Source organism: Streptomyces sp. NPDC001904, assembly GCF_040297005.1.
Taxonomy (GTDB): domain Bacteria; phylum Actinomycetota; class Actinomycetes; order Streptomycetales; family Streptomycetaceae; genus Streptomyces.
The window spans coordinates 20,431-46,637 of record NZ_JBEOYI010000037.1; the positions used below are offsets into that span (position 1 = coordinate 20,431).

Below are 26,207 nucleotides of genomic sequence, written 5' to 3' on the forward strand. Positions count from 1 at the left end.
TCCGTACGAGCCGACGCGCGGTCTCAGCCGACCGGCCGGAGCAGGACCGCTGCCCCGCGGGGCGGCAGCACGAGTCCCGCGTCCGTGAGCGCGGGGCCGGTCAGCACCTCACCCGTCGCGCCGGGCACGGTCACGGGCACGTCGGTCCGGTTGACCAGGAACTCGTACCGGTGCGTCGCGTCCCGGCGGACGACGTGCTCCACCGCTCCCCGGGCCTCCTCGGGAAGTTCGCTGCCCACCCCGGCGGGCGCCAGCAGCGCGGGGAGCAGGGCGGCCAGGCCCTCGACGCCCAGTCGGGTGGAGACGTACGAGGCCGAACCCCCGCCCGTCGTACGGCGGGTGACGGCCGGGCGGGAGGCGTAGGGGCCGGTGCGGTAGCGGGCCAGGACCTCCACCTCCGGGCCGTCGACGTCGATCCGGTCGGTCCACAGGCTGCCGGCCACCGCGTGCAGCGGGCCGTCGAGGCCGACGGTGTCGCCGTCGAGGAGCGGCCCGAACTCCTCGATGCGGATGCCGAGCAGGTCGCGCAGGGCGCCCGGGTATCCGCCGAGGTGGACGTGGTCGTTCTCGTCGACGATCGCGGAGAAGTACGTGGTCACGAGATGGCCGCCGCTCTCGGCGTACCGGGTGAGCTCCTTGGCGAGCGGCTGCGGGACGACGTGCAGCACGGGTGCGACCACGACGTCGTAGCCGGACAGGTCGGTGCCGTGCGCGGGAACGACGTCGGCGCGGACGCCGAGGCGGAGCAGCGCCGTGTACCAGTCCAGGGCCTCCCGGTGGTAGTCGAGGCGCGAGGTGGGGTGGGAGTCCAGCTCGGCGGCCCACCAGGAGTCCCAGTCGAACAGGACGGCCACGCGGGCGGGTTCGCGCTCGCTGCCCGCGAGCGGCGCGAGCCGTTCCAGGGTGCGGCCGAGGGCGACGACGGACCGGAAGAGTGCGCTGTCCTCCCCCGCGTGGGGCACCATCGCCGAGTGGTACTTCTCGGCGCCCGCCCGGGACTGGCGCCACTGGAAGAAGCAGACGGCATCGGCGCCGTGCGCCACGTGCAACAGCGAGTCGCGGGCCAACTCCCCCGGCTGTTTGGGCAGGTTGACCGGCTGCCAGTTGACGGCACCGGTGGAGTGCTCCATCAGGAACCACGGGCGGTGTCCCGAGATGCCGCTCGTCAGATTGGCCGAGAAGGACAGTTCGTCGCGGTCGTGCGGGCCGGGAAGGACGTAGTGGTCGTTGGCGACGAAGTCCACCTCGCCCGCCCAGTCCGCGTAGTCCATGCCCTTGGTGCCGCCCATGACCATGAAGTTCGTGGTGACGGGCACACCGGGGGTGAGCTCGCGCAGCAGGTCGCGCTCGGCGCACAGATGGTCCTTGAGGGCGTCCGAGGAGAACCGCTTGAAGTCGAGCTGCTGGGTGGGGTTGGGGTGCGAGGCGGCGAGGCGCGGCGGCAGTATCTGCTCCCACTCGCTGTAGCGCTGCGACCAGAACGCGGTGCCCCAGGCGTCGTTGAGGACGTCCAGGGAGGTGTAGCGGCGGCGCAGCCAGTCGCGGAAGGCGCGGGCGGCGTCGTCGGAGTAGTCGTAGACGTTGTGGCAGCCCAGCTCGTTGTTGACGTGCCAGGCGACGAGAGCCGGGTGGGAGGCGTACCGGCCGGCGAGCTCCCGGACCAGGCGCAGCGCGTGCTCGCGGAAGAGGGGCGAGGTGGGGCGCCAGTGCTGGCGGGCGCCCGGCCACAGGGTCTCGCCGGTCGCGGTGACCGGCAGGATCTCCGGGTGGGCGGTGGTGAGCCACGGCGGCGGCGACGCGGTGGCCGTGGCCAGGTCGACGCCGACGCCGTGCGCGTGCAGCAGGTCCATGATCTCGTCCAGCCAGCCGAAGTCCCAGGTGTCGGCGGTGGGCTGGAGCCCGGCCCAGGAGAAGATCGCCAGCGAGACGATGTTCACCCCGGCCTCGCGCATCAGCCGGACGTCCTCCTCCCACACCTCCCGGGGCCACTGCTCGGGGTTGTAGTCGGCGCCGTAGCCGAGGCGGCGGGTGCCGTCGGAGCCCTTCGCGTAGGGGAAACGGGAGGGAGTGGGGGCGGTCATGGGGTCCTTCCGGTGATGCGGTGGTGAACTGAAGCGCGTGGAGGGCTACTTGACGGTGAAGCCCTGCTCCTTGCCGTACTTGACCGAGGCGTCCTGCCACGACTTCAGACCGGCGGTCAGCCTGGTGCCGGAGACGTAGGCCTTGCCGACGGTGTCGTTGAAGATCGAGTTGGCGTAGACCTGGTAGGGCAGGTACGACCAGCCGGAGGGGACGTTCTTCGCGGACTCGGCGAAGATCTTGTTGGCCTGCTGGCCGCCGAAGTAGCCGAACTTCGCGCCCTGGAACTCCGGGGAGTCCAGGTCCTCGACGGTCGCCGGGAAGGCGCCCTCCTCGATCCGTGTCCGCACTCCGGCACCGGCGGCGATGTACTTCGTGAAGGCGTAGGCGAGCGCCTTGTTGTCGTGCTTGCCGAGGTCGGGCACGGCCAGCGAGCTGCCGCCGTTCTCGGCGCTGGCGTGCTCGCCCGCGGTCCACTGCGGCAGTTCGGCCACCCGCCAGTCGCCGGAGGCCTGCTTCACGCCGGTGACGAAGTTGTTGGGCATCCACGCGCCGGTGGGCAGGGTGGCGATGGTGCCGTCGCCGAGGCCCTTGTACCAGTCGTCGGTCCAGCCGGTGACCGGCGCGAGGAGCTTCTCGTCGATGAGCTTCTGCCAGACCTCCGTGTACTTGGCGGCGGCCGCGTCGGTGAAGTCGATCCCGACGTTCGTGCCGTCGACCGTGTACGGGTGCGAGCCCGCCTGCCACAGCAGGCTGGTGGTCATCCCGGCGTCGCCGACGTCGCTGGTGATGTACATCTTCGGGTTGGCCTTGTGCAGCTTGCGGGCGGCCGCCAGGTACGCGTCCCAGGTCGTCGGGACGGAGATCTTGTACTTGTCGAAGACCTTCTTGTTGTAGAAGAGCGCCATCGGGCCCGAGTCCATGGGCAGGCCCCAGACGCTGTCGCCGTCCGCCACCGCGTTCCACGGGCCCGTGGAGTAGTCGGCCTTGAGCTTGCCCGCGCCGTACGCGCCGAGGTCGGTGAGCCCCTTGGTCAGGGAGTACTGGCCGATGGCGTAGTACTCGACCTGCGCGACGTCGGGGACGCCCTTCTTCGCGGAGATCGCGTTCGACAGCGCCTTGTACTGGTCGTTGCCCGTGCCCGCGTTGACCACCTCGACCTGGACCTTCGGGTACTTCTTCTCGAACTCGGCGGCGACGCTCTTCACCGTGGAGTCCCAGGCCCAGACGGTGATGGTGCCGCCCTTCTTCAGGGCCGCCCGAAGATCGGCGGCACCGGCCTTCGTGTCGCCGGAGTCGTCGCCGGAGCCGCCGCAGGCGGTCGCCCCGAGGGCGAGGGCGCAGACGAGGCCTATGCCGCGCAGCAGGCGGCGGGTGTGCTTAGGCATGTCGGATGCTTCCACTTCGTCGTGGTCCTACAGAGGGTTGTCACACGGCCGCCGGGGTTACTCCTTGACGCTTCCGGCGGAGAGTCCGGACTGCCAGTACTTCTGCAGCAGCAGGAAGGCGGCGATCAGCGGGACGATGGTGAGCAGGGAGCCGGTGAGGACGAGATTCGTCACGGTCTCGCCGCCGGACGTCTGCGCCTGCTTGTTCCAGGAGTCGAGGCCGAGGGTGAGCGGGTACCAGTCGGAGTCCTTCAGCATGATCAGCGGCAGGAAGTAGTTGTTCCAGGTCGCGACCGTGGTGAAGAGCAGCACGGTGACGGTGCCGGGCGCCAGCAGCGGCAGGGCCACCGTGAAGAAGGTGCGCACCTCGCCCGCGCCGTCGATCCGGGCGGCCTCCATCAGTTCGGTGGGGATCGCCTCGGTGGCGAACACCCACATCAGATACAGGCCGAACGGCGAGATCAGCGAGGGCACGACGACCGCCCACGGGGTGTCGGTCAGGCCGATCTTGCTGAACAGCAGGAAGGTGGGGACGGCGAGGGCCGTCGCCGGGACCGCGACCGCGCCGATGACGACGGCGAAGACGGCCTTCTTGCCGGGGAAGTCGAACTTGGCGAGCGCGTAGCCGCCCAGCACCGCGAGGAACGTGGCACCGCCGGCGCCCACCACCACGTACAGCAGCGTGTTGAGGAACCAGCGCAGGAAGACGCCGTCCTGGTACGTGAAGGTGTCGGCGATGTTGGCCCAGAGGTCGAAGTCGCTGTCGAACCACAGGCCGAAGGAGCGGGCGAGCCCCTCCTGCGACTTGGTGGCGCTGATCAGCAGCCACACCAGCGGCAGCAGGCTGTAGACGAGGACGACACCGGTGAGCACGGTGAGCAGGACGCTGCGCCGGGGGCGGCCGGGCAGGTGGCGGCGGGGTGCGCGCAGGCGCGGGGCCGCGGGCCGGGACGGTGCGGGCCGTCGCACGGGGGTGCTGGTGGTCATCGCGCTCACGCTCCCTTGCGCATGCCGCGCAACTGGACCAGGTACGCAACGATCATGGTGAAAACGCCCATGACGATGGCGACCGTCGCGGAGTAGTTCTGCTGCTGGCCGGAGAAGGACAGCGAGTACGTGTAGTAGTTCGGGGTGAAGTCGGTGGTGATGGCGTTCGGCGCGAGCTTCTGCAGGATCGCGGGCTCGTTGAAGAGCTGGAAGCTGCCGATGACCGAGAAGATCGTGGCGATGACCAGGGCGCCGCGGATCGCGGGGAGCTTGATGGCCGTGATGACGCGCAGCTGCCCGGCTCCGTCGATCTCGGCGGCCTCGTACAGCGAGTGCGGGACGACCCGCAGCGCCGCGTAGAGGATCAGCATGTTGTAGCCGACGAACTCCCAGGTCACGATGTTGCCGATGGAGGCGAGGACCAGGTCGGGCGAGAGCAGGTCGGGCAGGTGGACGCCCAGCGCGCCATTGACGTCGCCGACCAGGCCGTAGCGGGTGCCGTACATGAAGCCCCACATGAGGGTGGCGACGACGGCGGGCACCGCGTACGGCAGGAAGACGGCGATCCGGAAGAAGTCCCTGCCGTACAGCCGGCCGCTGTCGATCGCGAGGGCGACGAGCAGGGCGAGGCCGAGCATGACCGGCACCTGGATCAGCAGGAAGAGTCCGACGCGCAGGACACCGTCCCAGAACCGGGCGTCCGACAGGGCCTGTTGGTAGTTGTCCAGGCCGACGAAGTGGGTCCCGCCGATGAGTTGTGTACGGAACAGGCTCAGATGGACGGAGTAGACGAGGGGCGCCAGGAAGACCAGCGCGAAGACGAGGGCGAAGGGGCCGATGAACCCCCATCCCGTCCACGAGCGGCGCGTTCGGCGTGCCGGTGACCGGCCAGGGCGCCGGCCTGCGGCGGCCGACGGTTGAAGCGTCGTCATCGTGGTCCCTCGCTCGTGCGTCCTCGCGGGCGGAACCGTGATGTTTACGCAAACATCGCTGCGCGCGAGCGCCTCACGAGCTGTTATGTTTACGTAAACATCCGGTGGCCGAATGTCTACACTGCCCACGGAGGACGGTCAAGAGCCCTCCGGCCAAAGGCCGTTGACCGGACCGACGGCCGGCCGGCGAGCGCACACAGCGACGGGTGAGGCACACGGTGACAGGAACAACGGGAGGCGGTTCGCCCTCCGGCCGCGAGCGGCGCGCAAGGGGTGCCCGCGGCGCCTCGATGGCGGACGTCGCACGGGTCGCGGGGGTCTCCTCGCAGACGGTCTCCCGTGTCTCGAACGGCTTCCCGGGGGTGAACGAGGAGACCCGCGAGCGGGTCCTCACCGCCATGAGGGACCTGGACTACCGGCCCAACAGCGCGGCCCGCGCGCTCAAGCGCGGTCAGTTCCACACCATCGGCGTCATCACGTTCACGCTGTCGACGACGGGCAACGTCCGCACGCTGGAGGGCATCGCGACCTCGGCGGCCCAGGAGGGGTACGCGGTCACGCTGATGCCGGTCGCGGTCCCCACGCAGGACGAGGTGCGCGGCGCGTTCTCCCGGCTCGGCGAGCTGGCCGTGGACGCGGTGATCGTCATCATGGAGGTGCACCTCCTGGACTCGGGGCGGCTCACGCTGCCGTCGCACGTGCAGGTGGTGGTCGTGGACTCGGACGCGGGCGACCGCTTCGCGGTGGTGGACACCGACCAGGCGGGCGGCACGCGCGACGCCGTACGGCATCTGCTCGATCTGGGCCACGAGACGGTCTGGCATCTGGCCGGCCCCTCCGGCTCGTTCGCGGCGCAGCGCCGGACGGACGCGTGGCGCACGGCACTCCAGGACGCCGGCCGCCCGGTCCCGGAACCGGCGCGGGGCGACTGGTCGGCCGAGTCGGGGTACCGCGCGGGCCTGGAACTGGCCGAACACCCCGACTGCACCGCGGTGTTCGCGGCCAACGACCAGATGGCGCTGGGCCTGCTGCGCGCACTGAACGAGCGCGGCCGCAGGGTTCCCGACGACGTGTCCGTCATCGGCTTCGACGACATCCCGGAGTCGGGCTCGTTCCTGCCCCCGCTCACCACGGTCCACCAGGACTTCGGCGAGGTCGGCAGGCGCTGTGTGGAGAGTGCGCTGCGGCAGGTGCGGCAGGGCGCGGCCGAGCGGGGCACGACGCTGGTGCCGACGCGGCTGGTGGTGCGGGAGAGCACGGGACCGGCGCCGCGGAGGTGAGCCGCGGCGGGGCGCGCCCGGTTCTCCGGGCGCCGGCGCCACGGCGCGTCCCGGCGGTCAGGCGATGCCGAGCCCTTCCAGGACGACCGCCCCGGGCAGCTCCGCGAGCGCCTTGCCCGGCACGATCAGCTTGCCACGGCGGGTGCCGCTGCCGATCAGGACGTACGGGAGGTCGACGACGGCGGCGTCGACGAGGACCGCCCAGGTGGCGGGCAGGCCGACCGGGGTGATGCCGCCGTACTCCATGCCGGTCTCGCCGACGGCGGTGTCCATCGAGGCGAACGAGGCCTTCCGGGCGCCGAGTTGGCGGCGGACCGCGCCGTTCACGTCGACCTTCGTGGTGGAGAGCACGACGCACGCCGCGAGGGTGCTCTCGCCGCCGCGCTTGCCCGCGACGACGACGCAGTTCGCGGACTGCGCGAGCAGCTCCGGGCCGTAGTGCTCGACGAACGTGGCGGTGTCGGCCCACTCCGGGTCGGTGTCGACGTGGACCAGGTCCTGTGCGGGCACCGTGCCGCGCCAGTGCCGTACGGCGTCGGCGACGGGGCGGGTCAGCAGGTCGAGGGCCTCGGGGGCCGGCCGGACGTGGGCGAAATCTCCGATGGGTGCGCGCATGGGCGGCACGCTAACAGCCGCCGCGTGTCGGCGAATCTGGCGTCTCAGCGTACGAACGGCACCGATACGGCCATGATCATCCGGGTCGGCACGGTGCCGTCGTTGCGGTATTCGTGCGGTGCGTTCGCCTCGAAGGTGACGCTCGCCCCCTCGGGCACCCGGTGCGGGACGCCGTCCACGACGAGGGTCAGCTCTCCCTCGGTCACGTGGACGAGTTCGATGGTGCCGTCCGGGTGCGGGTCGGACGCGCTCCCCTCGTTCGGGAGCAGCAGCCAGTCCCACATCTCCAGGGGGCCGGGGGCCTCGGTCCCGGCGAGCAGCCGGTGATAGCTGCCGGCCTCCGTGGACCACAGGCGCACCGCCTGCTCCACGGGCACGATCCGCACCTTCGGACCCTGCTCGTAGTCGAGCAGCGTCGTGATGCTGATCCCCAGCGCGTCGCCGATCTTGACGACGGTGCCGATGCTCGGATTGGTGCGGGCCTGCTCGATCTGGATGAGCATGCCGCGGCTGACACCGGCCCGGGCGGCGAGCGCGTCCAGGGTGAAGCCGCGCTCGGAGCGCCAGTGCTTGACGTTGCGGGCGAGCGACTGGGTCAGCAGGTCGAGATCCGACACGTTCCGTCCAGGGGGCAGGGGTGAGCGCGGGCGGCGAGCGAGAAGTGACGTTCACTATCACGAACGCCAAAGTCCAGTTGACCGAACTACCGTCTGATGCACTTGGGCGTTCATCAAACTGTACTGCGAGGCACGCCACGACATCACTCACCAGCCTCCTCGTCGCCCCGCCGCGCACCCGAAGAGCCGGCGCACGAAGTGCGCATCCCAGGAGCGCGAGAAACACCCACCGCCCCGCAGACGCAAGCCACCCCAGGGGCGCGAGGAACCGCGCGAGAAGCGGCCACCGCCCCGCAGACGCAAGCCACCCCAGGGGCGCGAGGAACTGCGCGACCAGCCACGACGCAGCCCGCAGACGAGGAACGACCCAGGGGCGCGGGGAACCGCGCGAGAAGCACCCACCGGCCCGCAGACACAAAACACCCCAGGGGCGCGGGGAACTGCGCGAGAAGCACCCACCGGCCCGCAGACGAGGAACGACCCAGGGGCGCGGGGAACTGCGCGAGAAGCGGCCACCGGGCCGCAGGCACAAGACGACCCAGGGGCGCGGGGAACTGCGCGACCAGCAACGACGCGGCCCGTACCCGAAGAACCGCCGGAGGCGGACCGCGTCTCAGATCCGGTACCGCCGCAGCGCCGGCACCGCGAGGGCCAGCACCAGCATCGCCGCCACCACCAGCAGCCCGCCCCCGGTGACGGCCTCCCGCGCGCCGAACACCGACCCGGCCGAACCATGGAGAACGTCGGCAAGGCGCGGACCCCCCGCGACCACCACGGTGAACACCCCCTGCATACGGCCCCGCATCTCATCGGTGGCCGCGGACAGCAGAATCGCCCCGCGGAACACCATCGAGACCATGTCGGCGACTCCGGCCACGGCCAGGAACACCACGGCGAGCCACAGACTCCGGCTCAGCCCGAACCCGGCGATGGCCGCGCCCCAGGCGACCACGGCCCAGATCACCATCCACCCGTGCCGCCGCGCCCGCGAGAACGTCCCCGAGAAGAGCCCACCGGCCACCGCCCCGATCGGAATCGCGGCGAACAGCAGCCCGAGCGCGAGCCCTTCCCCGTACGAGCCGTACGTCTCGGCGGCGAGCTGCGGGAAGAGGGCGCGCGGCATGCCGAAGACCATGGCGATGATGTCGGCGAGGAACGACAGCAGCAGCACCTTGTGCGCGGAGATGTAGCGGAACCCCTCCACGATCTCGCGCACCCCGGCGCGGCGCTTGATCTCGGACAGCGGCGGCAGCGCGGGCAGTTTGTAGACGGCCCAGACGGTGACGCAGAGCGCGACGGCGTCGATCAGGTACAGCTCGGGCAGCCCGATCACGGGTATCAGGACACCGGCGAGCAGCGGCCCCACGACCTGCCCGGTCTGCATGACGGTCGAGCCGAGCGCGTTGGCGGCGGGGAGCTGCCCCTCGGGGACGAGCCGGGCGATGGAGGCGGTGCGCGCCGGGGAGTTGAGGCCCCAGAAGGCCTGCTGGAGGGCGAGCAGCACCATCAGTACGGCGACGGACTCGAGCCCGCTGACGGCCTGGAGCCAGAACAGCAGCGAGGTGACGGCGATGCCCGAGTTGGTGACGAGCAGCAGCTTGCGGCGGTCCACGCTGTCGGCGACGGCGCCGCCCCACAGGGCGAAGATGATCAAAGGGACGAGCCCGGCGAGGCTCGCCGCGCCGACCCAGGCCGAGGAGCCGGTGATGTCGTAGATCTGCTTCGGCACGGCGACGGCCGTGAGCTGACTGCCCACGGCGGTGACGATGGTCGAGGTCCACAGCCGGCGGTAGGCGGGGATGCGCAGCGGCCGGGTGTCCATGGCGAAGCGGCGCCAGCCGCTTCGCGGCTCGTTCGCCGCCGGGGGTTCGTTCGGTTCCTTCGGCTCGGCTGCGGATTCCGTGCCGGTACTGCTGTCGCTGGTGTCCACGTACTTCCTGCTTGCTCGGTACATCTATCGGCTGCAGGACTCACTATCGCAGCCCCGGCCGGAGCCGGGAACAGCGTCTCAGCCTCCGGCGATCAGCATGATCCCCATCGCGATCATGGTGACGGCGACCAGCCCGTCGAGGACCCGCCAGGCGGCGGGCTTCGCCAGGAAGCGGCCGAGCAGCCGGGCCCCGAAGCCGAGCGCGGTGAACCAGCAGAGGCTGGCCAGCACCGCGCCGAGTCCGAAGGTCCAGCGCAGCGCGCCCTGTCCGGCCGCCACCGAGCCGAGCAGGAACACGGTGTCGAGATAGACGTGCGGGTTGAGCCAGGTCATGGCGAGACAGGTCAGCACGGCCCGCCGCCGGGACCCGCTCGTGGTGCCCTCGGTGCGCAGCGCGTCCCCGGCCGGGGCGATCACCCGGCGGGCGGCGAGCGCCCCGTAGACGAGCAGGAACGCTCCCCCGATCCAGCCGACCGCGGTCACCGCCTGCGGATAGGCGACGACGAGCGCTCCCACTCCGCCCACGCCCAGCGCGATGAGGACCGCGTCCGACACCGCGCAGATGCCGACGACGGCGAGCACGGCGTCGCGTCGCACCCCCTGGCGCAGCACGAAGGCGTTCTGCGCCCCGATGGCGACGATGAGGGAGAGACCGGTGCCGAAGCCCGCGAGCGCGGCGGCGAGTGAGGTGTTCATTGCTTCGACGCTACGGGTGGGATCATCGCGCGTACAGCTAAAGATTCTTACGTAACATTAGCGCTTGTGATGACTCCGGAACTGCCGCTCGACCAGGTCAGGACCTTGCTCGCGGTGGTCGACGAGGGCACGTTCGACGCGGCGGCCGCCGCCCTGCACGTGACGCCGTCGGCGGTCAGCCAGCGCGTCAAGGCGCTGGAGCAGCGCACGGGCCGGGTGCTGCTCGTGCGCACGAAACCGGTGCGGCCCACCGAGTCGGGCGCGGTCGTCGTCCGGTACGCGCGTCAGCTCGCCCGCCTGGAACGCGACGCGTACGCCGAGCTGGGCCTGACCACCGAGGACGAGGAGCCGACCCGGGTCTCGGTGGCGGTGAACGCGGACTCGCTCGCCACCTGGTTCCTCGGCGCGCTGGGGCGGGTCGACCGGACCCCGTACGTCTGCTTCGAGCTGCATCGCGAGGACGAGACGAACACCGCTGAGCTGCTGCGCGAGGGCCGGGTGATGGCGGCGGTGACGTCGTCGCCCGAGCCGGTCACGGGCTGTTCGGTGCGGGCCCTGGGGCGGATGCGCTATCTGGCGGCGGCGAGCCCCGACTTCGCCCGACGCCACCTTGAGGGGTCCCTCGCCGACGCGCTCACCACGGCCCCGGTGATGACCTTCGACCGCAGCGACGACCTTCAGGACGCGTTCGTGCGGGGCCTGCGCCGGGGTCGCGGTGCGGCGAGCCGGGTCCGGCACGCGGTGCCCACGTCGGAGGGGTTCGTCGAGTCCGTCGTCCTGGGCCTGGGCTGGGGGGTGCTGCCCGAGTGGCAGGCCGAGCCCCTGTTCCGGTCCGGCCGCCTGGTGCGGCTCGCCCCGGACCACCCGGTCGACGTCCCGCTCCACTGGCAGCAGTGGAAACTGGACTCCCCCGCGCTCGCCGCGGTGGCGGAGGCGGTCACAGCGGCCGCCGGGGAGGCGCTACGGCCTCCCGCCTAGGGCCTGTCCGGCGGATCAGGGCCGCCCGGTCGGGTCCGGGCCGGTGTCCTCCAGGTCGGCCAGGGCCACCAGTTGCTCCGGGGTCACGTCCGCCGGGATCGGCTGCGGCGCGGGCGTGCGCAGCGGGGGCTGCCAGCCCGCCTCCTTGTCCCAGGTGCGTACGACCCGCGCGGGCGCCCCCGCCACCACCGCGTGGTCGGGGATCTCGCCGCGCACGACGGCCCCCGCCGCGACGACGACGTTCCGTCCGACGCGGGCGCCGGGGAGGATCACGGCATTGGTGCCGATCCAGCAGCCGGGACCGATCTCCACCGGCTCCATCCGCGGCCACTGCTTGCCGATCGGCTGCTCCGGGTCGTCGTAGGAGTGATTGGTGGAGGTGATGTAGACGTACGGGCCCATGTAGACGTCCCGGCCGATGGTCACCGTCGTGTCCGCGATGACATGGCTGCCGCGTCCGATGACGACGCCGTCGCCGATGGTCAGGATCGGATCGGGGCCCAGGTCGAGGTCGGGCATCATCCCGGCCGTCAGCGTGACCTGTTCGCCGATGATGCAGTGGGCGCCGAGCCGGATCCACGGCTCCCCGAACAGGGTGCCCTGCGGGAAGGCCAGCCGGGTGCCGTGGCCGATCGCACGGAACGGGTGCCCTCCGGTCTGCTCCGCCGTGACCGCGCCCCTGCGCTGCGCCCAGCGCCAGCCCGCCTGGACGGCTCGATGGGCGAGACCGCCGGGGCCACCCCGGCCACCGCGACCGTCCGAGCCGCCCGGGGACGAGAACACGTTCCATTTCATCGGCACGGCGCTACGTTACTCACCCGTACCGTCCGCCCCCACCTCACCGGCCTGTGATCTTCACCCCACAGGTACGGTTCGCTCTGGCGCGACACCACCATCGGGAATCAGAGGAGCAGGCATGGCCCACGAGGCACTCGTCACCGGGTTCGGCGACCACGAACCGGCGCTGGACCAGGAGTCGTTCGCGGCGCCGACGGCCACGCTGATCGGCGACGTCACCCTGCGCGCGGGCGCGAGCGTCTGGTACGGCGCGGTGCTGCGCGCGGAGTTCGAGCCGATCGTGCTCGGCGCCGACAGCAACATCCAGGACAACTGCACGGTCCACGTCGACCCGGGCTTCCCGGTGACGGTCGGCGAGCGCGTCTCGGTCGGGCACAACGCGGTGCTGCACGGCTGCACCGTCGAGGACGACTGCCTGATCGGCATGGGCGCGACGGTGCTCAACGGCGCGGTGATCGGCGCGGGTTCGCTGGTGGCGGCGCAGGCGCTGGTCCCGCAGGGCATGGTGGTCCCGCCCGGCTCCCTGGTGGCGGGGGTCCCCGCGAAGGTGAAGCGCGAGCTGACGGACGAGGAGCGCGAGCTCGTCACGCTGAACGGCACCCACTACGTGGAGCTGGCGAAGATGCACCGCGCCCTGTGACGGCGCCCGCCGGGGGCGGAAGCCGTCAGTCGGCGACGACGGCGGCCTCCGCCTCGGCACGCTCGTGCGCGGCGGCGGCCTTGGTGGCCCGTCGCTTCACGATGAGCATCGACGCGAGCCCGACGAGCACGGCCGCGCCGAGACCCACGTACGAGAACCGCTTCAGCCAGTCCTCGGCGACCACGCCCACGTAGTAGATGACGGCGGTCGTGCCACCGGCCCAGACCACGCCTCCGAGGAAATTCGCGATCAGGAACTTCCAGTACGGCATGTGCAGCACGCCCGCGAGCGGGCCCGCGAAGATCCGCAGCAGGGCGATGAACCGGCCGAAGAAGACGGCCCACATGCCCCACTTCTCGAACGACCGCTCGGCGGTGGCGACATGGGCGGGCCCGAAGTGCTTGGGGAACTTGGCGCCCAGCTTGGCGAGCAGGGGTCGGCCGCCCTTGCGGCCGATCGCGTATCCGATGGAGTCGCCGATGACGGCGCCCGCGCTGGCGCAGGCGCCGAGCACGACCGGATTGATGTCGCCGTGCTGCGAGGAGAGCAGGGCGGCGGAGACGAGGACGATCTCACCGGGCAGCGGGATGCCGAGACTCTCCAGGCCGATGACGCCCGCCACCAGGGCGTAGATGGCGACTGCCGGAATCGTGTCGAGCCACTCCTGGATGTGCAAAGCAGCCGCCTCCCGTAAGGCCCGCAAGTTCGGTGTACCCGGCGTGCGCCCTCCCCTGGGGCGCCCACGCCGGGAAGCCTACCTGCTCGCCCTGATACGCCCGAAGAGCCGCTGGAAGCCGACGCGCCCGACAGCGGGTTGCGTGCCCCGGCCGGGAGTTGTGGACTGCGCGCATGTATCGCGTGCCTGTGCTCTACCTGATCGCCTGCGCTGCCGGCCCTGCCCAGTACCTCGACGACGGTGTGCGCCTCGCGCCGGCCGCCGAGTGGGATGTCTGCCTCATCCTGACGCCGTCGGCGGCGAGCTGGTGGGAGCCGCGCATGCAGGAGCTCGTCGATCTGACCGGTCATCCGGTGCGGTCGCGGTACGAGCTGCCGTGGGAGTCGGAGGCTGTCCACATGGGCACACCGGTGGTGGCGATGCCTTACTTCAACCAGGCGCAGGGCGCTCAGCCCGCGGTCGCCGTGTCGGTCGAGAGGCTTCGGAAGCAGGGCGTCGTGGTCCTCGACGGCCGCGACGGGTATACGCCTCACCCGCCGAATCAGGGCCATCCTCGGGCGTTTCCCTGGGAGAGGGCGCTCGACCGTGTCAAGAGCATGATCAATCCCTAGAGCTTCGCTTGATCGTCATATGCCGATTCCGCCGGTGGCCGGGCCGTGTCAGTGCCCGCCCATAGGATTGCCTCATGTCCCCCACTCCCCCGCCTGCGGGCCGACTGCGGCCCGCTGCCGTGATCAACGCGGAGATCCGCGAGCTGTGGCCACACCCTGCCGTGCGTCTGTCGACGGAGCAGCGGGCACGGTACGAGCTGTTGGTCGTGGAGTGGGCGGCGGCCGTGCGCGGAGAGATCGTGAAGGCGGCGTAGCACCGTCCGCGCCCCGCCGGCCGACGGAGCGCCGTCGCCGTGGATAATCGGGGAGCGGCTGCCTCCGGTGACTGGCCTGAGGGTGGTGTACGTCGGCTGGCGGCGGCTGTCGGGTGAGGTGTGTGCATCGCCGCGGGAGGTGGCCAAGGCGGTGTGGGTGCCGTCTGCGCGACCTCGCCGGGTACATCCCGGGCGGTGTGTTCAAGTCGGCCGTCGGCCTGCCCGTCGTCTTCGTCGCCGACGGGCGTGCCGAGGGACTCGTCGGTCAGCCGTTGGGGCGCAGGGTCCAGACGACCTTCATCTCGCCGGTGACGGCGCCGTCCTCGCGGCGGATCTCGATGGTGACCGGGAACTCGGGGCGCTCGCCCGCGTCCAGTTCGGCGACGACGTCCTCGGCCGGACGGCCGAGCGTCGCGGTGGCGGTGACCGGGCCCATGGCCAGCTTCTTGTAGGCGATCTCGGCGCTGACGGCCAGCGGCACGGCGCGCGCGAGCTGGTCGCCGAAGGCGGCGAGCACGATGGCGCCGCTGGCGGACTCGCCGAGCGTGAACATCGCTCCGGCGTGCGGGCCGCCCACGTGATTGTGGTAGTCGGCCTGGTCGGGGAGGGAGACCACGGCCTTGTCGGGGCTGGTCTCCTGGAAGTCGAGGTTCAGGGTGCGGGCCATCGGCACCGTGGCGGCGAGCATCTCGCCGATGGACATCTGGTCTGCGCTCATGGACCGCATGTTACCCACGGGTAGCCAGCCTGGCCATCCCCGCCCCGGGCCCCGGCCGGGGCGAATGGTTTGGCAAATGGGCGCGCGGCGGCGATAGTCCCCCAGTGACCTCCTCATCCACCGCTCCGCCACCCCCTGCCAAGCAGTCGCGCCGGCCCGCCTGGGCCGGACGGAACTACACGCTGCTCGCCGGGTCTGCGTTCATCACGGCGCTCGGTGCGAACGGCGCGCTGATCGCCTCGGCGTTCGCCGTGCTGGAGACCGGCGGCGACGGCGGTGACGTGGGTCTGGTGGCGGCGGCCCGCACGCTGTTCCTGGTGATCTTCCTGCTGGTCGGCGGCGCCGTCGCCGACCGGCTGCCGCGCCACCACGTCATGGTCGCGGCCAACGCGCTGAGCTTCCTCTCCCAGGGCGCCTTCGCACTGCTCGTCCTCACGGGCGAGCCGCGGCTGTGGCAGATGATGGCGCTCAGCGCGCTGGGCGGCATGGGGCAGGCGTTCTTCAGCCCGGCGGCCGAGGGCATGCTGATGTCGTCGGTCAGCGCGGAGCAGGCGAGCCGGGCGTTCGCCCTGTTCCGGATGGCGATGTCGGGCGCCGCGGTGGGCGGCGCCGCGCTCGGCGGCGTGATGGTGGCCGCTCTCGGACCGGGCTGGGTGCTCGCGGTGGACGCGGCGGCGTTCGCGGTGGCGGGCGCGCTGCGCTGCTTCCTGGACGTGAACCACATCGCGCCGCGCGCGCCGGGCGGCGGGCTGCTCTCGGACATGCGCGAGGGCTGGCGGGAGGTCGCCTCGCGGCCCTGGCTGTGGGGCATCATCGCCCAGTTCTCGGTGGTCGTCGCCGTGGTGGGCGCGGCCGAGGCGGTGTTCGGCCCGCTGGTGGCGCGCGCCGAACTGGGCGGGGCCGGGCCGTGGGGCTTCGCGCTCGGCGCGTTCGGGGTCGGCACGATCCTCGGCGGTCTGCTGATGATGCGCTGGAAGCCGAAGCGGCTGCTGTTCGCGGCGACGCTGTCGGTGTTCTCGCTCGCCCTGCCGTCGGCGGCGCTCGCCGTGCCGGTGCCGCTGCCGGCCCTGGTGGCCGTGATGTTCGTCAGCGGCATCATGATGGAGGTGTTCGGCGTCTCCTGGATCACCGCACTGCACCAGGAGATACCTGAGGAGAAGCTGTCCCGGGTCTCCGCCTACGACTGGTTCGGCTCGGTGGCGATGGTCCCGCTGGCCACGGCGCTGGCCGGGCCCGCCGAGTCGGCGTTCGGCCTGACGCCGGCGTTGTGGGGGTGCGCGGCCATGGTGGTCGTCGCGACGACGGCGGTGCTCTTCGTGCCCGACGTGCGCAATCTGCGACGCAGGGAGTCGACCGAGATCGCGGGCGCCGTGGCGGCGACCGGCCCGGACGACGCGGCCGCGGTCGGCGTGACGGGCGCGGCCACGGCGGCGGTGACCGCGACCGAGCCGGTGGCGGCCCCGGCACGCGACGTCTCGTAGCCCTACCCCACGCTGAAGGAACCGCCCGGCGGCTCCGGCGACGGCACCGCCTCGGCGTCCGTCACCGGCCGGGCGTCGCCGACGAACCGGTGCAGCGCCTCGCCGTGCTCGACCCGCGCGGGGAACGCGTCGCGCGCGGTGCGGCGGGCCAGCTCCGGTGTGTCGAACTCGGCCCGGGAGGCGACGAGCACGGCGTTGCCGAACCGGCGCCCGCGCAGCACCGCGGGCTCCGCGATCAGCGCGACATGGGGGAACACCGCGGAGAACGTCGCCAGTTGGGAGCGCAGGAAGGCGAACGGGGCGCCGTCGGCGAGGTTCGCCGCGTAGGTGCCGCCGGGCCGCAGCACCCGGTCCGCCTCGTGCGCGTACTCCAGGGTGGTCAGATGGGCCGGCACCCGGGAGCCGCCGAACACGTCGGCGACGAGCACGTCCGCGCTGTCCGCCGGCGCCGCCTCCAGCCAGGCCCGCGCGTCCCCGCCGTGCACGGTGATGCCCGCTCCCCCGTCCGGCAGCGGCAACTGCTCGGCGACGAGTTCCCGCAGCCCGCCGTCGGCCTCGACGACGTGCTGCCGGGAGCCGGGCCGGGTGACGGCGACGTACCGCGGCAGGGTCAGGGCGCCGCCGCCGAGGTGCAGCGCGTCGAGCGGCACGCCCTCGTCGGCGGCGCAGTCCAGGACGTGGCCGAGGCGCCGGGCGTACTCGAACTCCAGGTACGCGGGGTCGTCCAGATCGACGTACGACTGGGGCGCCCCGTCGACGGTGAGCAGCCAGGCCCGGCGCCGGTCCACGTCGGGCAGGAGTCTGGCCGTGCCGTGGTCGACGGCGCGGACGACGGGTATCGGCTCGGGGTCGGGTGCGTTCACCCGCTCATTGTGCCGGGCCCGGGACCCCCGAACATCAGGGTCCCGGGCCCGGCACGCCCTCAGGCGCCGGGCTCCACGGTCGTCACCGTGCCCGCGCCGACGGTCCGCCCGCCCTCGCGGATCGCGAAGCCGAGGCCGGGCTCCAGCGGAACGGCCCGGCCGAGCCCGACCGTCATGGTGACGGTGTCGCCGGGCCGCGCGACGGCCGCGTCGCCGAGGTCGATGTCGCCGACGACGTCCGCGGTGCGCAGGTAGAACTGCGGCCGGTATCCGGTGGCGACGGGCGTGCTGCGGCCGCCCTCCGCCGCCGACAGGACGTACACCTGCGCGGTGAACCGCCGCGCGGGCCGCACGCTGCCGGGCTCGGCGACGACGTGCCCGCGCCGGACCGCGTCGCGGGCCACTCCGCGCAGGAGCAGCGCGACGTTGTCCCCGGCCTGCGCCTCGTCCATCGGCTTGCCGAAGGTCTCGACGCCGGTGACGACGGTCTCCGCGTCCTTCGCGGAGTCCTCCGCCCCGTACACGCGCACGCGGTCCCCGACCCGCACGCGCCCGCGCTCGACGGCGCCGGTGACGACGGTCCCGCGCCCGCTGATGGTCATCACGTTCTCGACCGACAGCAGGAACGGCGCGTCGACATACCGCTCCGGCATCGGAACGTACGTGTCCACGGCGTCGAGCAGCGCCTCGATCGACGCCGTCCAGCGCGGGTCGCCCTCCAGCGCCCTGAGCCCGGACACCCGCACCACGGGCACCGACTCGCCGCCGTAGCCGTGCGCGGAGAGCAGCTCGCGCACCTCCAGCTCGACGAGGTCGGTCAGCTCCTCGTCCCCGGAGTCCGCCTTGTTGATCGCGACGACGATGTGGTCGACGCCCACCTGCCGGGCGAGCAGCACGTGCTCGGCGGTCTGCGGCATGATCCCGTCGAGCGCGGAGACGACGAGGATCGCCCCGTCGAGCTGGGCGGCGCCGGTGACCATGTTCTTGACGTAGTCGGCGTGGCCGGGCATGTCCACGTGCGCGTAGTGGCGGGTGTCGGTCTCGTACTCGACGTGCGCGATGTTGATGGTGATGCCGCGCAGCGCCTCCTCGGGCGCCTTGTCGATGCGCTCGAACGGGACGAACGTACCCCCGCCGCGCTCGGCGAGGACCTTGGTGATGGCGGCGGTCAGGGTGGTCTTGCCGTGGTCGACGTGGCCCATGGTGCCGATGTTCAGGTGCGGCTTGGTGCGCACGTATGCCGTCTTGGGCATGGCTGAGTGGTCCCTTCCGGAACTTCACGAAAAGTGAGGGCCTCCTGTGGAGGCGGGGACCCCTGAGCCGGACCGACCCTCCCCCTGCGGGGTCCGCCGGAATGTCCGGAGAGGGTCAGCGTCGCGCGCCGTCGGCGGCTGCTGCCGCGAGCGTGGCCGCGAGGAGGACGGCAGCCTGAGCAGCGTCCGCGACTGCGGACGGAGCTGCGAGGAAGGCGTGCCGGAACATGAGGCAGATCCTGGCCGATGGATCGCCGCGCGTCGAACGATTTTCCGTCCCGGCCCGGGAGTTGCTCAGCCGGTCACGGACCTACGTTCTTCAGGGCTTCCCGCACCGACAGCGGCGCGAGCACGTCCCGGTGGGCGGCGACGAAGCCCCGTACGGCGTCCGCGTCGGTCTTCGCGTACTCGCGCAACGCCCACCCGATCGCCTTGCGGATGAAGAAGTCCGGGTGCCCGGCCCGGCGGAGGCAGTAGGCGAACAGCCGCTCCGAGTCCGTGGCCTCCTTGAAGCGGAGCTGGTGGAGCAGGGCGGTCCGGGCCACCCACAGGTCGTCGTCCTCGATCCACGCGTCCATGGCGGCCGTCAGCCCCGGGTCGGCGGCGACGAGTGCGCCCACCACGTGGGCGGCGAGGTGGTCGACGGTGTCCCACCAGGGAACGGTGGTGATCAGCTGCCGGGCGACCGGCAGGAAGGACGACGGCAGGACGCGGACGTGGCGGCGCAGACAGTCGACGGCGAAGTACGCGTACTCGCGCTCGGACAGCGCCCAGCAGCGCAGCGCGAGGGCGGTGAGATCGGTCGCGTCGGGTCGCGCCGTGCCCTGGAGGACGGTGCGGGACAGCTCCCGCCGCTCGGGTGAGGGCAGCCCGAGGAAGGGGGCGACGTCCTTCATGTAGGCCCTCATCCGCGCGGCCCGCTCGGGGTCGGCGGCGGCCGGGTACACGGTGGTCAGCCGGTCGAGGACGGTGTCGGCCCAGGCGCTGGGCGGCGGAATGACGGACACGTGCTGCTCCCCGGGGGCGATCCATTGTGGGAGAAGTGAGACACAACCTACGGCGATCTTATGTATGTCTCGGTTAGTCTCCCCGGATGCTCGACACCGTCCCCGCCCGTCCCGCCGGGCTCGCAGCACGCTTCACCCGGGTGCTGTTCTCCCCCTGGTCACGGCTGTCGCTCCTGATGGTGCTGCTGGCCGCGGCCGCCGCGTGCGTCCTGCTCTTCGAACCGCAACGGCTCCTTCAGGACGGCTGGCCGCGCCAGTTGACCGGGGCGTTCGCAGTCGTGGCGTTCACCGTGGCCTACGGCCTGTGCACGGTCGCGTTCGTGCCGAGACCGCTGCTCAATCTGGCCGCGGGGGCGCTGTTCGGCTCCCAGCTCGGCCTGCTCGGGGCGATCGGCGGGACCGTCGTGGGCGCCGGTGTCGCGTTCGGTCTGGGCCGGGTGCTGGGCCAGGACGCGCTGCGGCCGCTGCTGCGGGGCCGCTGGCTGAAGGCCGCGGACGGCCAGCTGAGCAGGCACGGCTTCCGCTCGATGCTGGCGGCCCGGCTCTTTCCGGGGGTGCCGTTCTGGGCGGCGAACTACTGCGCGTCGGTGTCCCGGATGCGCTGGGCCCCCTTCCTCCTCGCCACCGCACTCGGCTCGATCCCGAACACGGCGGCCTATGTGGTGGCGGGTGCCCGGGCCTCCGCTCCCACCTCTCCGGCGTTCCTGATCGCGATGGGGTTCATCGCGGTGACGGGCCTCGCGGGCGCGCTGGTCGCCTGGTTCAAGCGGCACAAGTGGAGTCCCCCGCGCGAGGGGTCGCACTGACCCGGGAGCGAAATCCCGGTCCGAGAACCAGCGTCACCGCCACCGACAGCACCGCGAGGACCACCATCGCCGCGGCCGGTGAGGTGAGTTGCGCGAGCGCGCCCGCCAGCAGGGCTCCCACGCCCTGCATCGTCAGCATTCCGGCCGTGTGCAGCCCCAGGGCGTGGCCGCTGAGTTCGTCCGGGGTGAGCGCCACCAGGCGTTCCTGGAGCAGCAGGCTCGCCGAGAAGCCGACCGACGCGACGGCGACCGCGGCCAGGGCCACGGGCAGCGACGGGCGCGCCCCGAACACCAGGTAGGGCGCGGCGAGCAGCAGCCGGAGCGGAGCACCGAGGCGGGCCCGCAAGCGGCTGGGCAGGAAGCGCCCGGTGAGGATGTCCCCGGCGAGCATGCCGAGCGCGGCACTCGCGAGCAGCACGCCCGCGTGCCCGGTGTCGTACGGGACGAAGAGGGCCTCGCAGCCGACGATCAGTCCGTTGGGCACCCAGAGCGCCAGGTACACGTAGCGGCGCGGGACCGAGGACCACAGCAGGGCGTTGCCGCGCATCGTCCGGCGGAGGGAGGGGCGGCCCGCGGCCCGGGCCGGGCGGGCGCTCAGCCCGCCGCGGGCGACCGCCGCCGACAGGACGGACAGGCCGGCGGCGATCACCAGGGTGCCGCGCGGGGACAGTGCCGTGAGCAGGACGCCGCCGAGCGCGTATCCGGTGATCTGGCAGATCCCGGCGCTCATGTTGAGGACGGAGCGGCCCAGCAGATAGCCGTCCTTGTCGAGGATGTCGGTGAGCAGGCCGTAGCGGACGCCGCCGCCGAGCGCCGAGGGGACGCCCTGGAGGAGGACGAGGGTGAGCGCGGCGGCGGTCGGCAGGCCCGGCACGGTCTGGAGCAGGGTGGCCAGGCCCAGGAAGAGGGAGAGTCCGGCGAGGACCGCGCGCGGCGGCAGCCGGTCCGCCGCCGACAGCAGGGTGAGCGCGCCGACGACCTGGGCGAGCGCGGGCCCGAACATGGCGAGCGCGGACAGCAGCGGCGAACCCGTCGACGCGTAGACGAGCGAGCCGAGGGCGAGGCCGCCGACCGTCTGGGCGGCGACCTGGAGCGAACAGGCGGCGAAGAGCGGAGTGAACTCGGGGGCGGCGAAGAGGTCGCGGTACGTGCGCATGGGCAGAGGCTGCTCGGGGGTGGCGGCGGGACGTTAATGTTTCGCGGTACGGCGAAACGATCGGGGTGGGCAGGGTGGGGATCTGGCAGGTCGACGCCGACACGCTGGCGGGCAGCCGGTTCGTGGTGTCGTCGCTCGCGGAGACGACGGCGAGCCTCAAGAAGCTCGCCGATCCGAGGGCCGCGCACCCCGGTGAGCGCCGCTGGCTGGACACCCACCTGCCCGCCTTCCGCGCCCGGCTGGCCGCGGACCCGGTGACGGCGGCGCTGCTGGCCGCCGCCTTCGGGACGACCTGGACCGCGGACTTCCTGACCCCGACCCCGTACGGGCGGATCGATCTGGACCTCGACGAGGGGCTGGCCCGGATCGCGGCGACTGCGTCGGACGCCGTGCGCGCGGACCTCGCGCTGTCGTGCCCGGGACCGCTGCCGCCGGTGCTCGCGCGCCCCGACGACCTGGCGGAGCGCGCCGCACGGCTCCTCGACTGGGTGTGGCGGACGACGGTGCTGCCCGAGTGGCCGCGGCGGCGCCGGGTCATCGAGGCCGATGTCGTCGCGCGGACCAGGGAGTTGTCGGTCGGCGGCTGGGCCGCGGCGTTCGGCGCGCTGCGGCCGACGATGCGCTGGCTGGGCGAGGGACGGCTGCGGATCAACGCCCACGACTATCCGCCGCGGGACATCTCGGGGGCACGGCTCCTCTTCGTGCCGGTGACCCCGCACCTGGGCTGGGTCTCCTGGCCGGAGCCGCCGCCCGGTGCGGGCGTGCCGCCGGACCGGTACGCGGTGGTCTACCCCTGCGCGGGCGCGCTCGCCGACGCGGGCCGGGTGACGCCGCCGGACGGTCTCGCCGTGCTGCTCGGCACGGCCCGCGCCCGGGTCCTGGTGCTGCTCGGCCAGCCGTTGACGACGACCCAGTTGACGGCGCTGACCGGGCAGGGGCTCGGCTCGGTGGGGCGGCATCTGAAGGTGCTGGGCGACGCCCGGCTCGTGGAGCGCCGACGGGCCGGGCGCTCGGTGCTGTACTTCCGCACCCCGGCCGGGGACACCTTGCTGTCGGCCCAGCGTGACCCGGATGTCTAGCGTGCGTTGCCTGCCCGTCACTTTCGGCGCCTAGCGTGCCTCACGCGTGTGCCCGTGCCCCTGTGGTGACGGGGGCGCGTGGCTCCCCGTCCTGTCCGGCACGCGCCCGCGGCCGGTCCCGTCCCCGGCCCCTGGATCGCGTACTTCTCCATGTCTTGGTTCGAATCATTCATTCTCGGCCTCGTCCAGGGGCTCACGGAGTTCCTGCCGATCTCGTCCAGCGCCCATCTGCGGCTGACGGCGGCCTTCGCCGGCTGGAGCGACCCGGGCGCCGCCTTCACGGCGATCACCCAGCTCGGCACGGAGACGGCCGTGGTGCTGTACTTCCGCAAGGACATAGCCCGGATCATCTCGGCGTGGTTCAGGTCGCTGGCGGACCGGACGATGCGCGGTGACCACGATGCCCAGATGGGCTGGCTCGTGATCGTCGGCTCGATCCCGATCGGTGTCCTCGGCGTCACGTTCAAGGACCAGATCGAGGGCCCGTTCCGCGATCTGCGGCTGACGGCGGCGACGCTGATCGTGATGGGTGTCGTGCTCGGTGTCGCGGACCGCCGCGCCGCCCGTGACGAGCTCGGCGGCAGGCACCGTGCGGTCCGCACCCGCAAGGAGCTCAAGGACCTGTCGGTGAAGGACGGCCTGATCTACGGCCTGTGCCAGGCGCTGGCGCTGATCCCCGGTGTCTCCCGCTCCGGCGCGACGATCAGCGGCGGTCTCTTCCTCGGGTACACCCGTGAGTCGGCGGCCCGTTACTCGTTCCTCCTCGCGATTCCGGCGGTACTGGCCTCGGGCGTCTTCGAGTTGAAGGACGCGACGCAGGGCGGGCACGTGTCGTGGGGCCCGACGGTGTTCGCGACGCTGATCGCGTTCGGTGTCGGGTACGCGATCATCGCGTGGCTCATGAAGTACATCTCCACCAAGAGCTTCATGCCGTTCGTGTACTACCGGATCGCGCTGGGCATCGCGCTGATCGTGCTGGTGACCGCGGGAGTGCTGAGCCCGCACGCCGCCGAGTCGGCCGGATAGCCGCGCCGCGCCCTCCGGATGCGGCCCTCACGACCCGCCCGTAACGTCACAGACGACCCCGAACCACCACATCAAGGAGTCGTCATGAGCGACAACGCCATGGACAAGGCCAAGGGCAAGGCCAAGGAGATGCTGGGCAAGGCCACCGGCAACGAGCGGATGAAGACCGAGGGCAAGGTCGACCAGGCCAAGGCCGACACGGCGAACATGGGCGACAAGGCCAAGGACAAGCTCAAGGGTGTGCGCGACTCCCTGAGCGACGACGACAACTGACCGTTCCCCGCGGGCCTCGGGCCCGGGGCCCGCTCAGGTGATGATCCCGGCGGCGGTCGCGGCCCGGAGCCAGTCGGGGAACTCGCCCGTCAGCCGGTCGTACAGCACCCCGTCCGGGATCAGCTTCGGGTCCTTGCCCGCCGGGAAGAACCCGGCGTTGTCGACGACGCGCCGGGCCGGGACCGCCAGCTCGTCCAGCTTGCGCAGGAAGTCGAACCTGTCCTTGCCGTAGCCGACGAACTGCCAGAACAGCGGCAGCTTCGCGGCCCTGCACAGGGTCTGCTCGGCGGCCCGCCGGGAGTCCGGGGAGCCGTCGGTCTGGAAGATGACGAGGGCCGGGCTCCGTACGCCGCTGTCGAGGTAGTGGTCGATGACCGCGTCCATGGCGGCGGCGTAGTCGGTGGTGCCCATGTGCCCGTACTCGCTGTGGAGTTCCGCGATCCGGCCCTGGTAGTCGTCGAGGCCGATGTCGACGGCGGGGCGGGCGTCGCTGTCGAAGAAGACGGTGGGGACGACACCGTCGTCGTCCAGGTTCACCGAGAGGGCGAGCACCTGCTCGGCGAGGTGCTGCATGCTGCCGTTCTTGTAGTACTTGCGCATGCTGCCGGACCGGTCGAGCACCAGATAGACGGCGGCCCGCAGGCCCGTCAGGCCCTGCTTCTCCAGGGACACGGCGGCGGTCTTGGCGAGGCTGACGAGCCCGGCGGGGACCTTCTCGAAGCTGAGCGGCATGGCGCCATCCTCGCAGGGCGGCCGCGGGCGGCTCGTCACCGGGGATTCTGTCTCGTCACCGGGGATTCGGGGGCAGGTCCTTCAGGAACACGAGGGCGTCGCACGCCCCGAGATGGGCCGGGTCGAACGGGGCGTAGCCGAACCACGGCGAGACGCGCGGCGCCGGTGCCGGGTCGCCGAGCAGGGCGGCGAGCTCGGACGGGTCGACGACACAGCGGTCCTGCGGCAGTGCGTGGAGCAGCCCTTCGAGGGTGTCCGGGGGCGGGGTGTCCACGCCCCGGTGGGGGATGGTGCCGAGCGCCGTGGCCACGAAGGCGTACCGCTCCCCCAGCCGGGCCGCCGCGAGCGCGCCGGCGCTCCACCAGGCCACGAGCGGATGGCCGTCCATGCGCATGGTGCTCCGAGGTCGTTGCAGATGGGAGTTGTGGGCGAAGGCGAGGGTCGGGCCGCGCTCGGTGAGGGCGAGGAGGGTGTCGGCCATCATGGAGTCCCGGACCGCGAGGAGCCGGGTCATCCGGCTCGGCGAGGGGTCGGCCATGCCATGGTGGTAGCGCAGCAGGCCGACGGCGGTCCGCCCGTACAGGCGGGCCCGGTCCCAGCCCTCCCGTGAGGCCGCCCCGAGCAGCTGCGGGGCCTGTGCGTCGAGCAGTGCCAGCAGGTCGTCGGCGAGGAGCCGCAGCCGGGACGCGTCGGCCGACCGGCCCACCGAACGGGCCGGGTCCCGCATCGCGGCCGGCTCGGTCCACCGGTCGTCGGGGCCGAGCAGATCGTCGAGGGTGCGTGCCGGGCACGGCAGCAGGTCCGCGTCGCCGTGGTCCGCGAGGAAGGCGTGGAGCGCGATGAGAGCCCGGCGCGGGCTCTCGGCGCCGGTGATCTCCAGCGGGCCGTCGAACCCGGCGAAGCGCACCTGGTCGGCGGCGGGCCTGCCGTCGTTGAACTCCCGCATCCAGCGGACGAGTTCACGGTTGGCGGCGGACGCCCCGAAGCCGTGGCTGAAGCCGTTCCGCAGGACGTCGTCGAGCGCATCGGGGTGCGCGGCGCCTGCGGCGAGTCCGGTGGCTCCGGTGACGTAGTCGTCGACGGCGAGGCCGCGCAGACAGTCGCTCTCGAGGGCGATCGTCCGGTAGCCCGCCTCCTCGACGAGCTGCCGGAACAGGGTGTTGCGCAGGTCGAGGAGCGAGTCCTCGCCGTGGGTCGGCTCGCCCAGGGCCAGGAGCCGGGGGCGGGGAGTCGGCAGCAGCCGCAGGACGGCGGCGGCCCCGACGGGGTGGACGGTGTGCGCGATGCCGGGAGACTCGGTCTTCATGGCATCAACGCTATCTTTGAACCTGC

The 26,207-nt window shown here is 72.1% G+C and carries 27 protein-coding genes; 10 read left to right on the forward strand and 17 right to left on the reverse strand.

What is annotated here, in order from left to right:
- Positions 1 to 23 precede the first annotated feature (23 nt).
- From ABT127_RS35885 to ABT127_RS35900, 4 genes are read right to left on the reverse strand one after another with little or no spacing between them, the layout of a single operon-like run.
- Positions 24 to 2,081, reverse strand: coding sequence for a beta-galactosidase (locus ABT127_RS35885; protein WP_351459648.1), 2,058 nt, complete (start codon positions 2,079 to 2,081; stop codon positions 24 to 26).
- Between the two features lie 45 nt (positions 2,082 to 2,126).
- Positions 2,127 to 3,467 carry an ABC transporter substrate-binding protein gene (locus ABT127_RS35890; protein ID WP_351459651.1) on the reverse strand — a complete coding sequence of 447 codons (1,341 nt, stop codon included), beginning with the start codon at positions 3,465 to 3,467 and terminating at the stop codon, positions 2,127 to 2,129.
- A gap of 57 nt (positions 3,468 to 3,524) precedes the next feature.
- A complete protein-coding gene (locus ABT127_RS35895; RefSeq protein WP_351459654.1) occupies positions 3,525 to 4,454 on the reverse strand; it encodes a carbohydrate ABC transporter permease in 930 nt (309 codons plus the stop codon).
- A gap of 5 nt (positions 4,455 to 4,459) precedes the next feature.
- Complete coding sequence (locus ABT127_RS35900; RefSeq protein ID WP_351459657.1) at positions 4,460 to 5,386, reverse strand: carbohydrate ABC transporter permease; 927 nt, start codon at positions 5,384 to 5,386, stop codon at positions 4,460 to 4,462.
- A 290-nt stretch (positions 5,387 to 5,676) separates the two neighbouring features.
- Here ABT127_RS35900 and ABT127_RS35905 point away from each other — a divergent pair, with 290 nt between their 5' ends.
- Positions 5,677 to 6,666: a LacI family DNA-binding transcriptional regulator gene (locus tag ABT127_RS35905; protein WP_351459659.1), complete on the forward strand. Its 990-nt coding sequence runs from the start codon at positions 5,677 to 5,679 to the stop codon at positions 6,664 to 6,666.
- 57 nt (positions 6,667 to 6,723) lie between these two features.
- On the opposite strand, the gene ABT127_RS35910 is transcribed toward ABT127_RS35905, so the two are convergent.
- The 4 genes from ABT127_RS35910 to ABT127_RS35925 all read right to left on the reverse strand — a co-directional run bounded on the left by ABT127_RS35910 (position 6,724) and on the right by ABT127_RS35925 (position 10,524).
- Complete coding sequence (locus tag ABT127_RS35910) at positions 6,724 to 7,281, reverse strand: YbaK/EbsC family protein (RefSeq protein ID WP_351459662.1); 558 nt, start codon at positions 7,279 to 7,281, stop codon at positions 6,724 to 6,726.
- 44 nt (positions 7,282 to 7,325) lie between these two features.
- Positions 7,326 to 7,898 (reverse strand): helix-turn-helix domain-containing protein, encoded by a 573-nt coding sequence (locus tag ABT127_RS35915; protein WP_351459665.1) that lies wholly within the window; start codon positions 7,896 to 7,898, stop codon positions 7,326 to 7,328.
- A gap of 613 nt (positions 7,899 to 8,511) precedes the next feature.
- Entirely contained in the window at positions 8,512 to 9,852 is a 1,341-nt protein-coding gene (locus tag ABT127_RS35920; RefSeq protein WP_351459667.1) for an MFS transporter, read from the reverse strand.
- A 54-nt stretch (positions 9,853 to 9,906) separates the two neighbouring features.
- Positions 9,907 to 10,524: a LysE/ArgO family amino acid transporter gene (locus tag ABT127_RS35925; RefSeq protein ID WP_351459670.1), complete on the reverse strand. Its 618-nt coding sequence runs from the start codon at positions 10,522 to 10,524 to the stop codon at positions 9,907 to 9,909.
- Between the two features lie 69 nt (positions 10,525 to 10,593).
- On the opposite strand from ABT127_RS35925, the gene ABT127_RS35930 reads away from it, so the two are divergent.
- On the forward strand, positions 10,594 to 11,502 hold the full coding sequence (locus tag ABT127_RS35930) for a LysR family transcriptional regulator ArgP (RefSeq protein ID WP_351459733.1): 909 nt from the start codon (positions 10,594 to 10,596) through the stop codon (positions 11,500 to 11,502).
- A gap of 15 nt (positions 11,503 to 11,517) precedes the next feature.
- On the opposite strand, the gene ABT127_RS35935 is transcribed toward ABT127_RS35930, so the two are convergent.
- A complete protein-coding gene (locus ABT127_RS35935; protein WP_351459735.1) occupies positions 11,518 to 12,297 on the reverse strand; it encodes an acyltransferase in 780 nt (259 codons plus the stop codon).
- A 121-nt stretch (positions 12,298 to 12,418) separates the two neighbouring features.
- Between ABT127_RS35935 and ABT127_RS35940 the strand changes: the two genes are divergently transcribed.
- Entirely contained in the window at positions 12,419 to 12,940 is a 522-nt protein-coding gene (locus ABT127_RS35940; RefSeq protein ID WP_351459673.1) for a gamma carbonic anhydrase family protein, read from the forward strand.
- Positions 12,941 to 12,965: 25 nt separating this feature from the next.
- On the opposite strand, the gene ABT127_RS35945 is transcribed toward ABT127_RS35940, so the two are convergent.
- Positions 12,966 to 13,616: a DedA family protein gene (locus tag ABT127_RS35945; protein WP_351459676.1), complete on the reverse strand. Its 651-nt coding sequence runs from the start codon at positions 13,614 to 13,616 to the stop codon at positions 12,966 to 12,968.
- Between the two features lie 173 nt (positions 13,617 to 13,789).
- Between ABT127_RS35945 and ABT127_RS35950 the strand changes: the two genes are divergently transcribed.
- A complete protein-coding gene (locus ABT127_RS35950; RefSeq protein ID WP_351459678.1) occupies positions 13,790 to 14,227 on the forward strand; it encodes a flavoprotein in 438 nt (145 codons plus the stop codon).
- A 74-nt stretch (positions 14,228 to 14,301) separates the two neighbouring features.
- The gene (locus tag ABT127_RS35955) at positions 14,302 to 14,481 is read left to right on the forward strand and encodes a hypothetical protein (protein ID WP_351459680.1); all 180 of its coding nucleotides are present in this window, start codon (positions 14,302 to 14,304) and stop codon (positions 14,479 to 14,481) included.
- A 265-nt stretch (positions 14,482 to 14,746) separates the two neighbouring features.
- Here the strand turns inward: ABT127_RS35955 and ABT127_RS35960 are convergent, their stop codons facing one another.
- Positions 14,747 to 15,184 carry a DUF4442 domain-containing protein gene (locus ABT127_RS35960; RefSeq protein WP_351459737.1) on the reverse strand — a complete coding sequence of 146 codons (438 nt, stop codon included), beginning with the start codon at positions 15,182 to 15,184 and terminating at the stop codon, positions 14,747 to 14,749.
- Between the two features lie 119 nt (positions 15,185 to 15,303).
- Here ABT127_RS35960 and ABT127_RS35965 point away from each other — a divergent pair, with 119 nt between their 5' ends.
- Positions 15,304 to 16,680, forward strand: coding sequence for an MFS transporter (locus ABT127_RS35965; RefSeq protein WP_351459683.1), 1,377 nt, complete (start codon positions 15,304 to 15,306; stop codon positions 16,678 to 16,680).
- Positions 16,681 to 16,682: 2 nt separating this feature from the next.
- Here the strand turns inward: ABT127_RS35965 and ABT127_RS35970 are convergent, their stop codons facing one another.
- The 3 genes from ABT127_RS35970 to ABT127_RS35980 all read right to left on the reverse strand — a co-directional run bounded on the left by ABT127_RS35970 (position 16,683) and on the right by ABT127_RS35980 (position 19,803).
- Positions 16,683 to 17,543, reverse strand: a complete 861-nt coding sequence (locus ABT127_RS35970) for a spermidine synthase (RefSeq protein ID WP_351459685.1) — start codon at positions 17,541 to 17,543, stop codon at positions 16,683 to 16,685.
- Between the two features lie 59 nt (positions 17,544 to 17,602).
- The gene (gene tuf, locus ABT127_RS35975; protein WP_351459688.1) at positions 17,603 to 18,796 is read right to left on the reverse strand and encodes an elongation factor Tu; all 1,194 of its coding nucleotides are present in this window, start codon (positions 18,794 to 18,796) and stop codon (positions 17,603 to 17,605) included.
- 302 nt (positions 18,797 to 19,098) lie between these two features.
- Entirely contained in the window at positions 19,099 to 19,803 is a 705-nt protein-coding gene (locus tag ABT127_RS35980) for a DNA alkylation repair protein (protein ID WP_351459691.1), read from the reverse strand.
- A gap of 86 nt (positions 19,804 to 19,889) precedes the next feature.
- Here ABT127_RS35980 and ABT127_RS35985 point away from each other — a divergent pair, with 86 nt between their 5' ends.
- A complete protein-coding gene (locus ABT127_RS35985; RefSeq protein ID WP_351459694.1) occupies positions 19,890 to 20,609 on the forward strand; it encodes a TVP38/TMEM64 family protein in 720 nt (239 codons plus the stop codon).
- On the opposite strand, the gene ABT127_RS35990 is transcribed toward ABT127_RS35985, so the two are convergent.
- Positions 20,566 to 21,765: an MFS transporter gene (locus ABT127_RS35990; protein ID WP_351459696.1), complete on the reverse strand. Its 1,200-nt coding sequence runs from the start codon at positions 21,763 to 21,765 to the stop codon at positions 20,566 to 20,568. The two genes, ABT127_RS35985 and ABT127_RS35990, sit on opposite strands and share 44 nt — an antisense overlap.
- A gap of 74 nt (positions 21,766 to 21,839) precedes the next feature.
- Here ABT127_RS35990 and ABT127_RS35995 point away from each other — a divergent pair, with 74 nt between their 5' ends.
- From ABT127_RS35995 to ABT127_RS36005, 3 genes are all read left to right on the forward strand, one after another.
- A complete protein-coding gene (locus ABT127_RS35995; RefSeq protein ID WP_351459699.1) occupies positions 21,840 to 22,844 on the forward strand; it encodes a helix-turn-helix domain-containing protein in 1,005 nt (334 codons plus the stop codon).
- Between the two features lie 150 nt (positions 22,845 to 22,994).
- On the forward strand, positions 22,995 to 23,870 hold the full coding sequence (locus tag ABT127_RS36000) for an undecaprenyl-diphosphate phosphatase (protein ID WP_351459739.1): 876 nt from the start codon (positions 22,995 to 22,997) through the stop codon (positions 23,868 to 23,870).
- Positions 23,871 to 23,954: 84 nt separating this feature from the next.
- Positions 23,955 to 24,143 (forward strand): CsbD family protein, encoded by a 189-nt coding sequence (locus ABT127_RS36005; protein WP_351459701.1) that lies wholly within the window; start codon positions 23,955 to 23,957, stop codon positions 24,141 to 24,143.
- 33 nt (positions 24,144 to 24,176) lie between these two features.
- Here the strand turns inward: ABT127_RS36005 and ABT127_RS36010 are convergent, their stop codons facing one another.
- A complete protein-coding gene (locus ABT127_RS36010; protein WP_351459705.1) occupies positions 24,177 to 24,875 on the reverse strand; it encodes a VWA domain-containing protein in 699 nt (232 codons plus the stop codon).
- Between the two features lie 55 nt (positions 24,876 to 24,930).
- Positions 24,931 to 26,181, reverse strand: a complete 1,251-nt coding sequence (locus ABT127_RS36015) for an erythromycin esterase family protein (protein ID WP_351459707.1) — start codon at positions 26,179 to 26,181, stop codon at positions 24,931 to 24,933.
- Positions 26,182 to 26,207 lie beyond the last annotated feature (26 nt).

Coding starts and splice junctions, on each gene's coding strand:
- ABT127_RS35890 (WP_351459651.1), bottom strand. CDS start 3,467: ATGCCTAAGCACACCCGCCGCCTGCTGCGCGGCATAGGCCTCGTCTGC.
- ABT127_RS35920 (WP_351459667.1), bottom strand. CDS start 9,852: ATGTACCGAGCAAGCAGGAAGTACGTGGACACCAGCGACAGCAGTACC.
- tuf (WP_351459688.1), bottom strand. CDS start 18,796: ATGCCCAAGACGGCATACGTGCGCACCAAGCCGCACCTGAACATCGGC.
- ABT127_RS35935 (WP_351459735.1), bottom strand. CDS start 12,297: ATGAAATGGAACGTGTTCTCGTCCCCGGGCGGCTCGGACGGTCGCGGT.
- ABT127_RS35990 (WP_351459696.1), bottom strand. CDS start 21,765: ATGCGCACGTACCGCGACCTCTTCGCCGCCCCCGAGTTCACTCCGCTC.
- ABT127_RS36000 (WP_351459739.1), top strand. CDS start 22,995: ATGTCTTGGTTCGAATCATTCATTCTCGGCCTCGTCCAGGGGCTCACG.
- ABT127_RS35925 (WP_351459670.1), bottom strand. CDS start 10,524: ATGAACACCTCACTCGCCGCCGCGCTCGCGGGCTTCGGCACCGGTCTC.
- ABT127_RS35950 (WP_351459678.1), top strand. CDS start 13,790: ATGTATCGCGTGCCTGTGCTCTACCTGATCGCCTGCGCTGCCGGCCCT.
- ABT127_RS35905 (WP_351459659.1), top strand. CDS start 5,677: ATGGCGGACGTCGCACGGGTCGCGGGGGTCTCCTCGCAGACGGTCTCC.
- ABT127_RS35940 (WP_351459673.1), top strand. CDS start 12,419: ATGGCCCACGAGGCACTCGTCACCGGGTTCGGCGACCACGAACCGGCG.
- ABT127_RS35960 (WP_351459737.1), bottom strand. CDS start 15,184: ATGTCCATCGGCGAGATGCTCGCCGCCACGGTGCCGATGGCCCGCACC.
- ABT127_RS35885 (WP_351459648.1), bottom strand. CDS start 2,081: ATGACCGCCCCCACTCCCTCCCGTTTCCCCTACGCGAAGGGCTCCGAC.
- ABT127_RS35900 (WP_351459657.1), bottom strand. CDS start 5,386: ATGACGACGCTTCAACCGTCGGCCGCCGCAGGCCGGCGCCCTGGCCGG.
- ABT127_RS35955 (WP_351459680.1), top strand. CDS start 14,302: ATGTCCCCCACTCCCCCGCCTGCGGGCCGACTGCGGCCCGCTGCCGTG.
- ABT127_RS35895 (WP_351459654.1), bottom strand. CDS start 4,454: ATGACCACCAGCACCCCCGTGCGACGGCCCGCACCGTCCCGGCCCGCG.
- ABT127_RS36015 (WP_351459707.1), bottom strand. CDS start 26,181: ATGAAGACCGAGTCTCCCGGCATCGCGCACACCGTCCACCCCGTCGGG.
- ABT127_RS35985 (WP_351459694.1), top strand. CDS start 19,890: ATGCTCGACACCGTCCCCGCCCGTCCCGCCGGGCTCGCAGCACGCTTC.
- ABT127_RS35910 (WP_351459662.1), bottom strand. CDS start 7,281: ATGCGCGCACCCATCGGAGATTTCGCCCACGTCCGGCCGGCCCCCGAG.
- ABT127_RS36010 (WP_351459705.1), bottom strand. CDS start 24,875: ATGCCGCTCAGCTTCGAGAAGGTCCCCGCCGGGCTCGTCAGCCTCGCC.
- ABT127_RS35930 (WP_351459733.1), top strand. CDS start 10,594: ATGACTCCGGAACTGCCGCTCGACCAGGTCAGGACCTTGCTCGCGGTG.
- ABT127_RS36005 (WP_351459701.1), top strand. CDS start 23,955: ATGAGCGACAACGCCATGGACAAGGCCAAGGGCAAGGCCAAGGAGATG.